Below are 13,753 nucleotides of genomic sequence, written 5' to 3'. Positions count from 1 at the left end.
TGCTGGCTTGGCAATGTTTTTACTTTTGAGTAGTTCATGCAACAATGATAACCGAATATGGCTTATTGATCGGTACGAAAAATAATCACTAAATTGGTTGTTTTTTGATTTATGCAAGAGATCTAATATTAAATATGATTAAAGACCATAATGGTCTTTAATCATACAAAAAATTATTATTTTTCTTTTAAAAATTTTTGCGTTTCTGAAAATAGATCATGAGCGTATTTTTGACGTTTTATAATATCTATCGTTGGGAGAGGTAGCTTCTCAACAATAGAATTAAATTCATTAATTGTTTTTTCAAATTTTATCTTGTCTTTTAATATCTTCATTAATTCTTCCGAATTTTTATTTGCTTTGCTTGAATTTCTTTCAAAATTATTTGTCTTATTAAGTGCTAAAAACTTAAATATATATAGGAAATGCCATTTCAATAATCCATACTTAAACTTCTTGCTATTAATCATCACATTGACTTTATAAAGACAAAAAGTTGCTACATAATAGTATGATTCATCATCATCTTCTAAGAAAAGTTCCTTATCCTCAAAGATTTTCTTAACATAACGTGAAGAATTAGATGGTTCATTTAGAAACATAGCATTGTAAGCTTGAACTAAAGTTCTCAAATCAAAGATTTTTGAACTTAATGAAACTATATTACGAAATTCATTTTTTCTTCTTTCAAAATAAATTTTATTTTCATCAGTATTCTTTGATTCCATTGTAACGAAATATCTTTGTACTAATTTTGCCTTATCTTTCAATGATAAAAATGCATTTTCATCAATGTGTGACTGACTGTTTGTTGAAGATATTATAGTATTTATAGTTTCATTATCTTTAGTACTAACAAATTTAACGATAATACGTACATCGTCTGTTAATAAATCTTTATTATCGAATAAAACATTACTAGTTTGGCAACCATTGATAATTTGATAGTTTGTAAGTTCTATAGTCTTCTCACTAGGGGAAAAAGCGATATTAGGAGCTATGATTGTTATACCATTATTTAAAACTGAAAAAATGCTTTTATTATTACTATTAGATAATGAACCTTGAATATTTTGGTTAACGTCTACATTTTCACCTAAATATGATCGGATATTTTCATCGAAAATATTTAATCTTAATGATGAGTTACCTTCTTCCTTGTTAGTTAATATCTCATTAACATAATCTTTAGCTTTTACCATCGCCAAATAAGATTGTGGGATTTTTTCAGTTGCAGGGATAGCAAATAATTCTTCGACTCTTATACGAGAAGTAAAATCTTTACTTAAGTTATCATGTAACTCAATAATTTTTTGTCTATCAATTGCTTCAACTTTTATAGAATGAAAATATGTTTTTTCCTTAATTTTTTTATCAATTAAATTTAAAGCTCCTTTTAACTCTCTTGTTTCACGATAAATTCCGCTTGTAGCATAATAAACTTCAATGTCAGGTAAATTATTTTTAATACTCCTAACATTTGCTAGAATATAAAAAAGTATTCTATGGTTAATAGCATTGAAGTCTCCTTCAGGATAACAAGAATCTTGCTCTAAGAAATTTATGACTCCTGACATGAAATTTGTAATTTCTTTTTTTTCAAATGCTTCACCTGACTTAATTTGAGTCAAAATGATCTTTACTTCGAGTTGTCTTCGACTGCTTTGTAGCATATCTTCAGCCATCTCTACTGATGTAACTAACTCACCATCTATTAGAATTGCAATTCCATCTAATGAAGCATCATCATCTCCAGTAGTTATCTCAACTGGTTGTAAATGTATGTCAGAAGTTTTAGGTGCAACTAAAAGATAATTAACAAAAAATTCGAATTGCTTAGCGAGATCATAGCTCTGATCTAAACTAAAATTTTTAGAAAAACTTTCTACTAATCCACGGATTACTGTATGCATGATTAAGGTAATTTAATTTAATTTTTTAAGATGATATATTAATTTTTATAGATTAATGATTTATATGTAATTCCCCCGTATTTTTAGAATAAAAAACATACAATTAGCTGCTTTGAAAGCCATAGAGAGAAAGCATTACAATTAGGGAAATTCGAGAGATCAGGTAATTGGCTCAATGATGAAAGCAAGTTTGCTATTTATGCTAATTAATAATTGTTGAGATTTTCTAAAATTAACATAATACACGTTATACGAATTCCCAAGGCATGGCTTTTAGTTATGCTTTTTTTATCAAAAGAGTATAGCTGAATGATAGCGAGCCAAATCGCATACAATATCTATCATTAGACTTAATGCAATAATTAAATGATAGTGTTATCATTAATCTAACAGAATTAAGATTAAATGATAGAAATGAATACACGTATTTATCTACGAGCTTCAACTAAAGATCAAGATGCAGAAAGGGCTTTGCAGATTCTTCAGGATCTAAACCAAAACTTGAATTTGGGCGAAACCATTGTGTACGTGGAAAACTATAGTGGTACCAAGTTAGACCGACCTGAATTGAATAAGCTACTGTCAGAAGCAAATCAAGGTGACACCTTGTTGGTTGAAAGTATTGACCGATTATCACGCCTAACCCAACAGGATTTTCAAGAGCTGAAGCGCAGGATCCAGGAGAAGGGACTTCGTTTAGTCGTAGCAGATCTTCCTACTACCTACCAAATGATTCAAACCAGTGACAGCATTACTCATTCAATCCTGGATCTCATCAACAATATGTTGATTGATCTCCTGGCAACAATGGCCCGCCTGGACAATGAGAAACGTATAGAACGTATTAAGCAGGGCCTGGCACGTTCGGGTTACAAACCAACAGGTAAGAAAGCCAATGAGGCTAAGCACAAACGAATAAAAGAATTGCTAGCAGCTGGCAATATGACTAAGGAAGAAATTGCCAAAGCAGTGAATTGTGGAGTTGCAACTGTTTATCGAGTTGCTAAAGTCATTTAAAAAGGCTTGTATCAGTGCTTCCCTTATGTCATATCTATTTAGAAAGGAGCAAGGCATTCTTAAAGATCAAAAGAAGGGATTAATGATGAAAAAGCATTTGATTTTCCTTGTTTTTATAGTGATGGTTTTTATTTTAGCTCTAGTTGTAAAGATTAATAATGATCATAAAAAAGGGCAAGCATTAAAGAAATTGGAACTAGTTGAAAAGCAAATCCATTAGGTAAAAATTGACTTATACTTGTTTAAATAACGCTAATAACTAAGCACAAAGAACACCTATACCCAGTGCTACACACGCTTAGTTTTTTATATTTTAAAAGAGTATTTTAGCAAATATCATAAAAGACCGATCTATTCTCAAGCCGGTTTTTTATATCGCCGAGCATCATGGCCTCATCATAGATATATGAATATTAAGATAAATAAAAAGCCCTATAGTCTCTCCCGTTACTATAAGGCTTATAAAACGCTGTAATTTTTTTCTTAATTACCTACTTTTCGATGTAAGTTATGAATATATTTTACCTATTGGTAAAAATAAAGATATAAGACAAAAGATGAATACGTTAGGAATTCCGCGTAAAAACTACTAATTTCGTATAACCGCCATTATGTTAAATGGAGTGTTTATGAGAGATTAATAGTCTATTTTTGTTTGAGATTGAAGTATATTTAAAAAAGTTAAGTTGTTTTTTTAAATGCATAACTTCATCTTTTAGTTTTTTGATTTGTTGCTCTCTTTCGTCCTGTATAGAGTAAGTAAGTTCACCAAATTTTTTAACTAACTGACTGTATTCAATCAATTTATTGTAGTCAAGTTCGAAATCTCCGCTTTTTATATATTTAAGTATAGTCGAGCGAGGTTTTTTATACGCTATAGCAGCATCACTGATCGAAAATTTTTTTAAAAAATGATGATGTTTACCTAGCATACTATTTCACTTAAGGCATTATTAATTTGGTATACATATGTTAATAAAATTAACACATACAAGATATAAGTCTTTAATCATTATTGGTTAATAATCGAACGTTTACTTTACACATGCCCTACTCTGATAATTTTTCTATTATTAAATCAATATGCTTTTAAAAATTTATATTATTAACATAATACGGATTATACGAAGCCCCGATCTAAGATCTGGGCTTTATTTATTTCTACCTTACATTTCAACAAGTATTGATTCGCCTGTAGAACAGTCTCCATTACGCCATTGCCAATTTTCAATTAACTTAATTTTTCCATTGGCTTGGATCTCAATCTCAGTATTACATTCACCTATACGTAATTCATTCATCTCATTGATGTGGTGGTATGCCATAGTGAAAGTTTTTTCAGAAGTCATGAAACCTAGTAAATGTCCATTGGTAATACTGCCACCAGAATAGGTAGCTTCTATACGCTCACCTACTTGGTAATAATTAAAAATAGTCTCGTGAGATACTTCTCCATTAGATGTATTTTTAGCATTTACAAATTTTTTATTATTTAGATTTAAGTTCATTTCTACTCTTTAATTTCCCTAAAATTAACATAATACACCTTATACGAAATGTGTTATAATTTTCCTTAGAAATCAATGCTGTAGTTTCTAGTTTATAGCCCACCTTCCCCAAGGTGGGCTTTTTTTATGATTTTTCACGTTCCACGCCTATTCTTTGAGCAATGTTTCACGCTTTTGATTAGCTCAATTGAATAATCAGGATGCCTGGTCTTTTTCTTTTTGGCGTTCATTCAGCTCTTTTTTGAGTGCCTTTTTATCCTGGTACGATGCAATCAGCATGATGGGGATCAGCAGCGGGGCCACAATAATTCCCAGGGCAATATCTTTCAGTTTCGGCATGATCTCTCTCCCTTAGTCATTATCAAAAACAGCATTTAGTACACGGCCAAATAAACCACGTTTTTTCTTTGTCTCATAATGCGTATTTGGTACGTGTTTTGGTGTTTCATTAGGGCGTGTCCCCAATGTCTCATGGGATGTTTTAATTTCACTATCTCTATTATTATCAATAGTTTCACTTATTTTACTATTGTTGTCGCATGGTGCACTATTGGAATGTGTCACTGGTGCATCATGAGATATTTTTTCTTCAGACTCTTTATGCCCTAATAGCAATTGAAAGCGGTCTATTTGATCTAAATAGCGTTTCTCACGATCTTTGTATGACTCAATTTCCTTTTTCATAAAATCAACAAGCTGACGTAAATCAGCATCATCTTTAGACTGATCCACTTCTTGTTTTTGTTCATGCTTTTTGATCGGCTCTCCAAAGCATCGGATGACTTCTGCAATATCAAAAAGACCATCAGAGCTTCGAGATATACGCCCTTCTTTTATGGCCCTATATAGCGTAGAACGACTGACGTTAAAGCGGTTAGATACTTCACTTAGTGATAATTTAGCCATTTACTAAATCCTTTTATTTAATGGCATATATCCCACTTTTTTTAGGTATGGATATAGTTCTTTGATTTTTTCAGGATCGTGAAGCATCTCAGCAATACGAATAGCAAATTGTGGATAGCTTTCAGTTCCCTGGGAATACCGACCCATTTCCGGTAGCTCTGAAAGTTTATTGGCAAACATGTGGCGTTGTGCATCCGTCATTTGGGTAAATAGATCTACCGTGTTTGGATCTCTTTCTGAAGGTATCGAATCAATTTTTTTATGCTTAAAAATGAATGATAAGCCTGAGATAGATCTTCCTGTTTTGTACTGTTCGTATTTTACATGTATATCAGTCAGCTCATTGATTTGCTTTATGGCTGGTTCTAAAACACGACTTTTAAAATTAACCATTTTTTGATATTCATTCATCTCAAGTCCTAATCTTTCTCTGAACTCAGATAAAGAAATAACAGGTGTTTTTCCTACGTCTCTCCAAGCAATTAGAAACTCATATAGACGAATAGCATATTTGCTAGTTAGTTGCGCAACCTGTTTAAGTTGATAGCTCGTAAAGTGCTTTTCCAATCTTGTAATAAGAGGAACAACATCTGGTGCAAAGGTAATTTCTAATGTAGCAAGGTCATCAACATATGCAATTCGGCTAACCCAGCGGGATTTGACTACAATTTCTTTGTTTGTATCTTTATGAATTTCCTTAAAAGAGAACTTTCTTTCAAAAAGATTATTAACTGCATTTTTTAGAGCGTTATACGCAGCTTCTTTGGTGACATCAAAGCGAGAAGCATAATCAGAAGCATGGATTTCTAATTTACTGTCGGAAGAGATCCCTTGGCCTGTTTCTCTTGCCCTTATTATTGATAAAAGGATAAGCCGTTGCTCGGTTACTTCGAGATTATAACTGGCATTAATTAAGGCATTATCTTTTACTACTAAGTCATTTTTCATAAGACTGCATAGGTTGTAAGTGTTATTAAGACTACATTATCACTCGATGTAATCGAATGCAAAGAAATTGTAGTCTTATGACAAAGAAATTGTAGTCTTATGACAAAGAAATTGTAGTCTTATGACAAAGAAATTGTAGTCTTATCCACCTTGAAAGCCTTGCAAAAAAAGGCTTTCAGCGTGTCTAAAAGCATTTAAAAACCTTAAAAATAATTAAAAGCCTGGGGAATGAAAAATTGCCCTTGGTTTTCGCTACGCTCAAACTCTATTGAATCTCGCTCTCGCTCGATTCCTGGGGCAATTTTTTGGTTAATCTCGTTGTGACTTTAAAGAAAAGCAAAAGCAACTCGGAATTCGCTTCGCTCATAAAGCTTTTTTACTCGCTACGCTCGATCTAGATTCAATTTTCTGCATGTGATTTTCACTCTTTTAGGCTTCACAGCCTAAAAAAGCGGTTTTTCAGAGAGTCGAGATGCGAATTTTGTAAGTTCGCTCGTAGACACTCGCTCTGGATCTACTGGAGGCATTCAAATTGCACGGATACAGATAAAAATGAGCCTTATCTCTTTCAACACTTCGCATCAGAATCTCAGAAACATACCAGTTCACTCGCTACTTTCTGTCCTTGAACACGCCTGAAAAGTTCATTCATTTATTAGCATCAGAAAAAAAATTCAAAAACACCACTAACGGAGATCCGTTTTTTTTATTTCTGGTAACGTCAGGTAAATCAGTATTGGAACGCAAGGATACATAGAGACCCCTCCACTTCGTTGCAGGCTTCTATGACCTTGTTCAGGGAGACCCCGAAACCCCCGACCACCAAGACAAGCTTGGCGGTAAAAAGCAAAAGCAGCCTGAGTCGAAAATGGAAAAGAGAAACAAAGTTTACAAGGTGAGACTGTCAGACACCGAGCTTCAAAAACTAAGAGATGGCAATGTTGAAAATATCGCTAGATTCTTGCGTGAGTCAGCGATTGCAGCCGTAGGGGGGAGAGAGCAAAAGCAGGTTTATACAAAACTTGATCGTGAGTTTTTACTCGAACTTTCAAGAATTGGTAACAACATTAATCAGATTGCAAAGGCTTTGAATACTGATATTGCGAAAGGGAAGCCGTTTGATGCTGTGAGACTGTTTCACCTGTTGATTGCCATCAATGAGAACCTTGAAGCACTGAGAGCGGACTTAAAATGATTGTCGAATTTTTTAGATATGGCGATGGACTCTCTAAAGGACCGCTTGATTACTTTCTTGGGAAAAAGCGCGACCGTGAGCATGCGAAGATTTTAAGCGGTAGTGAGCCAGAAGTTGCAGGGCTTATAGACAGCTCGCCTTTCGCAAAAAAATACACAAGCGGATGTCTTAGTTTCTATGAAAACGATTTATCAGATGAAGCCAAGAACAAAATCATGGCTGATTTTGAGCACTGTCTTTTTCCAGGTATGAGCTCAGATCAGTACCGAGTGCTTTGGATTGAGCATCGGGACAAGATAAACGAGGAAACAGGTGAGCGCAGGCTTGAGTTAAATTTCTTGATTCCAAACACTGAAATCCTGACAGGAAAACGGCTACAGCCCTTCTATCATGAGGCCGATATGCCGAGAGTTGATCTGTTTAAGAAGATTATTAACTTTGAGCATCAGTTACATGACCCAGACGATCCGATGTTTCGCCAAGATATCAAAACTAAGAAAAGCCTGCCTAAAAATACAGCGGACATCAAAAGAGTTTTAGATGTAGCAGCCAAAAAACAAATTGAAGAAGGCTTTATTACTGACCGTGAGAGCATGAAACGGTGGCTTATTGATCTTGAGCTGGAAATCACTAAAGAAACAGCAAAAGCCATTTCCATTAAAAATCCTTATGGCGATGAAAACTCACGCCCTATTCGCTTAGAAGGTGCTATTTATGAGCAGAATTTTAGATTTGGAGCAGAGGGCGATAGCCTTACAGCAGAAGCGTCAGAACGATACAGAAGAGAAGCTCGAAAGAGGTATGGAGAAAATCTTCAGCGATACGCAGAACAAATTGACGGCAAGATCCGAGAATTTGAGCAGAAGTATCAGTCAATTGACCCTGAAGCTCCGAAAGGAGGACAACAAAGCTACGAAAGATCTGACGACCCAAATTTTGAGCAACAAAGAGTCTCTGATAAAACAGCAGAGCGAAGCAACGAGCGAGATTATCGAGCAGATTACAACAGACAAGAAGACGTTGCAGAAAGTACATACACAAGCAATCAACGAACTTCAGGCAGCCCACCAGAAGCAAGTCGAGAGCTTACAGGAGAGCTTGCAAGAGTCGAACCGCTTACAAGAAGAGCTAGTACAGGCAGCGAGCTTGAAAAGAACCCTTTCCAAATCGATCTATCCCTTGATCTTGCTAGTCTGTTTTTTAGCTACATGCAGCATCGGAGCAGGGTTTTACTTAAAAAGCCAAAAAGATCACATAGCCGAACTGCACAGCCAAGTGGAAGCCCTGAGACACCAAGGAGGGAGCCTGAAGCTATCGAACTGCGACAGCCGATTATGCGTACAGATAGACCCGAAAGCACCGCAGTACGAGGGCAATTACAGAATAGTAGCGGAGAAGTAAATGAGTTTAGAAACGCAGTTATTGAAGATCATAGAAGAGCAACAGCAGCAGCTAGAGCAGCAACTGAAGCAGCAGCAAGAAGACTTGAAGCTCATTCAGGCTCAAGCACGGACTATCGAAGAGCTAGAGAGCTACACAGAGACTTTGAAAAACAGGAACAGCAAGCTAATCGAGAGGAACAATCTGTTAGTGGAGCAGATAACCACCTATCGGGGGATAGTGAAAAAGCTATCAGAGCAAACAGTCTCAGAGCATTTTTCAGAAGCTTTACAAAACGAATTGGCGACAATTTTAAAGACGCATGTAACGAACTTGGTGAATTCTTTAGACGTACAAGAAGAGTTGAGAAGCTTGCTAAGGGAGATTTTACCGAGCCTGGTGCAAGCAGAAATAGAGAAGCAAACGAAGCCACTGGCGAACCAAATCAGCGAGAGAATGAACTCAGTCGAGCAGTATCAACAAAAGTTAGCGGGTTTAATCCAGAACCTATCTTCAAGGCTCTAGATGAGCTAGATAAGCGCAAAGAGCTACAAGCAAAGCAACGGGCTGCTGAGCGCAGTTCAGGACTGGATTCTGAAATGTAAAGAGGGATTAATGAAATGAAAGATTTGAATATAAATTTGATGAAAGCCGACATCAGGAAACACATTTTTAAAGATAGATGTAAGGCAATTTGTCACCTCATACCTACCTGAATAAACTGACTTCAACATTTCTACTTGGGGCTTACAAAATTTTGTAAGCCTCTAATAAAAACCCCGGAAGGATTCCGGGGTTTTTCGTGTTTGGCTGCTAGGTAGGTCTGCTGTACTACCTCACGGTTCTGGTGCTGGAACTTTTCATTATTGTTTTATATTTCGGAACGTCCTGTTCCTCAAAAAAAGAGTTTTTATGGGATTTTCTATTTTGGTTGAATACAAATTTTTAAGCAAAAAACGATTCAAATTTTGAAAATATTATATCAATAAATTGTTCTTTTATACATAAAAATCAATAATTTGCGTTGTTTTTACCTTTTTTGTAAAATCCAACTTTTGATTGAACCTATTTTATGTTGATTGGTGTGAGTAAAAATGAAATATTCTAAAGAAATCAAGGAAAAGTGTCTCCTTGAAATTTTAAAAGGAAAACCTCTGACAGAGATTTTTCAAAAATATCGTGTCCATCACGCCACTTTAGGTGTTTGGAAAAGCGAAATACTTAATAAAATTGCGAATGAGGATTCTACAACTGTAGAAATGCTTAAAGATGATATAAATAAAAAAACTAAGAAAATTAAAAGATTAAATCAAAAAATATTGGTAGCTGAAGCGATTTTAAAGTTAAAAGATAAACTTCCTAACCATAATCGAAGTGAAAAGTAGCGGCTAACAAGCATAGAGATGACTTACATTTTTTAGCCTGATACGGCCTTTCATGAGTGTAATCTCATATGCAACTAGTAAGAAAATTTTAACAGCGGACATTTCTACTTGGGGCTTACAGATGAACTGCGCATAAGAGATTTTATGTTAAATACTGATGAGGTTGTCATATCAAATTTAAATGTTTCCAGTAATTTTTTATAAAAAACAAATTTAAGTGTATGATTTGTTTTATTTTTTATGTTAAAGGTCTTTAATGGAAATTTTAGATAGTGTTTTGATCAAGTTTCAACAAGTCGTAAATGAAATAGAATTTCTTAAAGCGATTGGTAACGAAGTTGAATGTGATGAGAATACCTTAGAACAATTCGATTTTTATGTTTCTGAATTAACGAGCTTAAGAGAAATTTTAAGTAGCTTCGATGATGTTATTCCTGTTAATTATCTAAATAATTTTAATACTCAGATAGTTAATTTACAAAATAATATACCGTATCGCGAAAATAAAGATTTATCTTTTATTAATACGTATTCTAAACAAAATATAAAAAATCAGTTAGATCAAATAACAAATAATTATTTAAATCAATTAATTGAATCAGTTAAATTTAATGTAAAATTTTTCAGTAAATTAAGATTTTTGTCGAACAATATGGTTGCAATAGGTGCAAATGGTTCAGGAAAAAGTAGTTTATCAGAATATTTAAAAAATAATTTGATGGAAAATGGTGTAGTAATATCCGCTCAGAAAGTCTTAATTGTACCTACTTTTGGTGGAATATCTAATTATCAAAATACTATAACAAAGTTGGGTAATTATCAAAATAGATATAATAATTTTAGAGGAACATATTCTACAGACGGAGGAGGAACGGCTTACTCACTTCTGTCAGAAGTTGGGGGCGAATTCCATGCACTATTAGATAATTTATTAGCCGAAAGAAGTAGCCTTAGAAATAAATTTTGTGATCAAATTAAGGGTAATAGTAATATAAATTTAAGTGTACCAGAATCTACTTTAGATAAGGTATTAAATATATGGAATAGTCTGATTCAACATCGAACATTAACTTGTGATGGCGTAAATATTTCATTAGAAACTAAAGATACTCAAAAGACGTATGCGGCATACTTAATGAGTGATGGAGAAAAAGTTGCATTATATTTAATCGCACATATTTTACAGGCACCTAAAAATGCTTTCATCGTCATAGATGAACCTGAGATGTATCTACATAAAACTATCTTAAATAAATTGTGGGATACTCTTGAAAATGAAAGAAAAGATTGTATTTTTATGTATTTAACACATGATATTGATTTTGCATCTACTAGATATACTGCTACGAAATTATGGATAAAATCTTTTAATCATCCTAATCAGTGGGAAATTGAAAGTATCCCAGATAATGAAAAATTGCCTGAAACACTATTATTTGAATTATTAGGAAGTAGAAAAAACATACTATTTTGTGAAGGTTTGAGTGGTAGTATTGATGAATCTATATACAATACTATTTTCCCTAACTTAACTGTAAAACCAGTTGGAACTTGTCAATCAGTAATTAACTATACTAAGTCATTTAATAGCTTAACAAATACTACAACTAAGGCCTTTGGAATTATTGATTCTGATCATACTCCACAAAATAGATTAGAACATTTGGCTAAATCAAATATCTTTTCACTGAAAGTTGCAGAAGCAGAAAATTTATTATTTGATGAAGATTTTCTTAAGCTTATCGCTAAAAATTTTATGGTCGAAGATATAGATAGGTCTGTTAGTAATATAAAAAATGATATTATTAATTTATTGAATTCAAATAAAGAGCAACAAGCATCAAATTATGTTTCTACTAAAATAGATTACTACTTTAAGGATACAAACTTATCTAACGGTATGACTTTGTCTGATATTGAAGGTAATTTTGATAATTTTGTTAGTGGTATTAATATTCAAAAAGATTATAGGGAGAGAGTTGATTTCTTAAGTGAAATTATTGAAGATAAAAATTATAATGAAGTACTACGATGTTTTAATAATAAAGGAATACAAAAAATACCAGAGAGAATATTCAATATTGGAAAATTTAAAGATAAATCTATTAGATTTTTAAAAGATAACAGTGAGGCTAAGTTATTTATAGAGAAATATTTTGATAAATTTTTAATTGAAAATGGGAAATATTAAAATCATTAGTAGAATGATTTTAATAATAAAAATGGGAACTTAGCTCCCATTTTTATTATATTTTTAAAATTTTAAATATGTTGTACTGTAAGTTTAAGACCTAAAGCGTTCACTACACGATTAATCGTATCAAAACGAGGTGCTGAATCTTGACGAAGTGCTTTATAAAGCGCTTCACGACCAATACCTGCCTCTTTCGCAATTTGGGTCATACCTCTTGCTTTAGCGATTACTCCAAGCGCATGAGCTAACTCAGCAGGATCATTATCTTCAAGAACCATATTGAGATACATCACAATATCTTCTTCAGTTTTGAGTGATTCAGCCATATCAAAACTTGGTAAATCAGCGACTTTAACCATTTTTAATCCTCCAATGTTTTAGATAATTTGACTGCTCGCTTGATGTCATCTTGCTGTGTAGATTTATCACCGCCACCCAGCATTATAATAACAAGGTCACCGTGTTGAATGTAGTACATCCGCCAACCTGAACCGAAGAACTCTCGCATTTCCCAAACACCATCTTGCAGAGGTTTAATATCACCCCAATTTCCACGCTGAACCTTATCTAGCCTACGATTCAAACGAATTCGGGTCATATTGTCTTTAATGCCATCTAACCATTCATCAAACTCAGGTAGACGTTTAATTTCAATCATGAGAGTTCCTTTTATTCTTACTCTATTGTATTCGATCGAATACATATTGCAATAAGAATTATCCCAAGAGTTGTCCGCAGAAATTGCGGATATTTTCAGAATAGTGACCGTTGAGAAATCAGGGAAAAATCAAAATTTGATCAATAAGTGATCGGATTTATTGGCAAAAGCTACCAGTTTTGATTGGAAAATAGCCGACTTGTGTCTAAGTCGGCTTTTTGCGGTTTTTCGGGTCGGTCAAAAATTTTTAACTATCTGAAAAACAAAGGTTTTATAAATCGCGTTTCGTATAAGCTCTATTATGTTAAATGAAGTCAGAATTAGTAGAAGATTTAACTATTTTGGGATTTCGAATAAGAGATTTTATGTTAAATATGCCAGTTGCCATGGAAAGCAAAAAATACTGAAAATTGGATACTGAATTAAAAATTTATAATAAAAGAATAAATATTGAGTATACATTTGGCAGTCTTAAAATATTCAAGATACTTTCAAAACGTTGGTGAGATCAAAAAATATTATTAATAGACCTCTTGCAAAAATCATTTTTTAATCAATTCCATGTTGTAAATTGCAGCAATCAAATTAAGGCGTAAACCCATGCGTTTACGCCGATTGCGATAACGTTCAGCAAGAATTCTAAAGGTCT

At 33.5% G+C, this 13,753-nt stretch carries 13 protein-coding genes and 1 pseudogene; 5 read left to right on the top strand and 9 right to left on the bottom strand.

From position 1 onward, the window contains the following. Positions 1–176 precede the first annotated feature (176 nt). Complete coding sequence (locus FTV09_RS14965; protein ID WP_180058758.1) at positions 177–1,913, bottom strand: AIPR family protein; 1,737 nt, start codon at positions 1,911–1,913, stop codon at positions 177–179. Between the two features lie 405 nt (positions 1,914–2,318). Here FTV09_RS14965 and FTV09_RS14960 point away from each other — a divergent pair, with 405 nt between their 5' ends. Then, entirely contained in the window at positions 2,319–2,930 is a 612-nt protein-coding gene (locus FTV09_RS14960) for a recombinase family protein (RefSeq protein WP_004889724.1), read from the top strand. Between the two features lie 614 nt (positions 2,931–3,544). On the opposite strand, the gene FTV09_RS14955 is transcribed toward FTV09_RS14960, so the two are convergent. From FTV09_RS14955 to repM, 5 genes are all read right to left on the bottom strand, one after another. Further along, positions 3,545–3,862 carry a hypothetical protein gene (locus FTV09_RS14955; protein WP_180058757.1) on the bottom strand — a complete coding sequence of 106 codons (318 nt, stop codon included), beginning with the start codon at positions 3,860–3,862 and terminating at the stop codon, positions 3,545–3,547. 234 nt (positions 3,863–4,096) lie between these two features. Beyond that, the gene (locus FTV09_RS14950) at positions 4,097–4,438 is read right to left on the bottom strand and encodes a hypothetical protein (RefSeq protein WP_104472901.1); all 342 of its coding nucleotides are present in this window, start codon (positions 4,436–4,438) and stop codon (positions 4,097–4,099) included. A 195-nt stretch (positions 4,439–4,633) separates the two neighbouring features. After that, on the bottom strand, positions 4,634–4,777 hold the full coding sequence (locus FTV09_RS14945; RefSeq protein WP_001125248.1) for a hypothetical protein: 144 nt from the start codon (positions 4,775–4,777) through the stop codon (positions 4,634–4,636). 12 nt (positions 4,778–4,789) lie between these two features. Then, positions 4,790–5,344 (bottom strand): plasmid replication DNA-binding protein, encoded by a 555-nt coding sequence (locus FTV09_RS14940; protein ID WP_104221585.1) that lies wholly within the window; start codon positions 5,342–5,344, stop codon positions 4,790–4,792. A 3-nt stretch (positions 5,345–5,347) separates the two neighbouring features. Then, positions 5,348–6,292 (bottom strand): replication initiation protein RepM, encoded by a 945-nt coding sequence (repM, locus tag FTV09_RS14935; protein ID WP_104221584.1) that lies wholly within the window; start codon positions 6,290–6,292, stop codon positions 5,348–5,350. Between the two features lie 868 nt (positions 6,293–7,160). Here repM and mobC point away from each other — a divergent pair. The 4 genes from mobC to FTV09_RS14915 all read left to right on the top strand — a co-directional run bounded on the left by mobC (position 7,161) and on the right by FTV09_RS14915 (position 12,443). Beyond that, positions 7,161–7,487, top strand: a complete 327-nt coding sequence (gene mobC / locus FTV09_RS14930; protein WP_180058756.1) for a plasmid mobilization relaxosome protein MobC — start codon at positions 7,161–7,163, stop codon at positions 7,485–7,487. Next, positions 7,484–9,472 (top strand): relaxase/mobilization nuclease domain-containing protein, encoded by a 1,989-nt coding sequence (locus tag FTV09_RS14925; RefSeq protein WP_180058755.1) that lies wholly within the window; start codon positions 7,484–7,486, stop codon positions 9,470–9,472. Before mobC ends, FTV09_RS14925 begins: the two co-directional genes overlap by 4 nt. Before the next feature lie 489 nt (positions 9,473–9,961). After that, complete coding sequence (locus FTV09_RS14920; protein ID WP_180058754.1) at positions 9,962–10,252, top strand: hypothetical protein; 291 nt, start codon at positions 9,962–9,964, stop codon at positions 10,250–10,252. A 256-nt stretch (positions 10,253–10,508) separates the two neighbouring features. Continuing rightward, positions 10,509–12,443 (top strand): DUF4435 domain-containing protein, encoded by a 1,935-nt coding sequence (locus FTV09_RS14915; RefSeq protein WP_146857199.1) that lies wholly within the window; start codon positions 10,509–10,511, stop codon positions 12,441–12,443. A 71-nt stretch (positions 12,444–12,514) separates the two neighbouring features. Here FTV09_RS14915 and FTV09_RS14910 read toward each other — a convergent pair whose 3' ends face one another. From FTV09_RS14910 to FTV09_RS14900, 3 genes and pseudogenes are all read right to left on the bottom strand, one after another. Beyond that, positions 12,515–12,805, bottom strand: coding sequence for an addiction module antidote protein (locus FTV09_RS14910; protein WP_146857198.1), 291 nt, complete (start codon positions 12,803–12,805; stop codon positions 12,515–12,517). 2 nt (positions 12,806–12,807) lie between these two features. After that, complete coding sequence (locus FTV09_RS14905; protein ID WP_146857197.1) at positions 12,808–13,104, bottom strand: type II toxin-antitoxin system RelE/ParE family toxin; 297 nt, start codon at positions 13,102–13,104, stop codon at positions 12,808–12,810. A 542-nt stretch (positions 13,105–13,646) separates the two neighbouring features. Next, a pseudogene (locus FTV09_RS14900) lies at positions 13,647–13,753 on the bottom strand (IS5/IS1182 family transposase); the annotation flags it as partial.

This window comes from Acinetobacter sp. YH12227 (assembly GCF_013417785.1).
GTDB lineage: Bacteria > Pseudomonadota > Gammaproteobacteria > Pseudomonadales > Moraxellaceae > Acinetobacter > Acinetobacter gandensis.
Note: the sequence above shows the minus strand (reverse complement) of the source record. Positions and strands in the feature narration are given on the sequence as shown.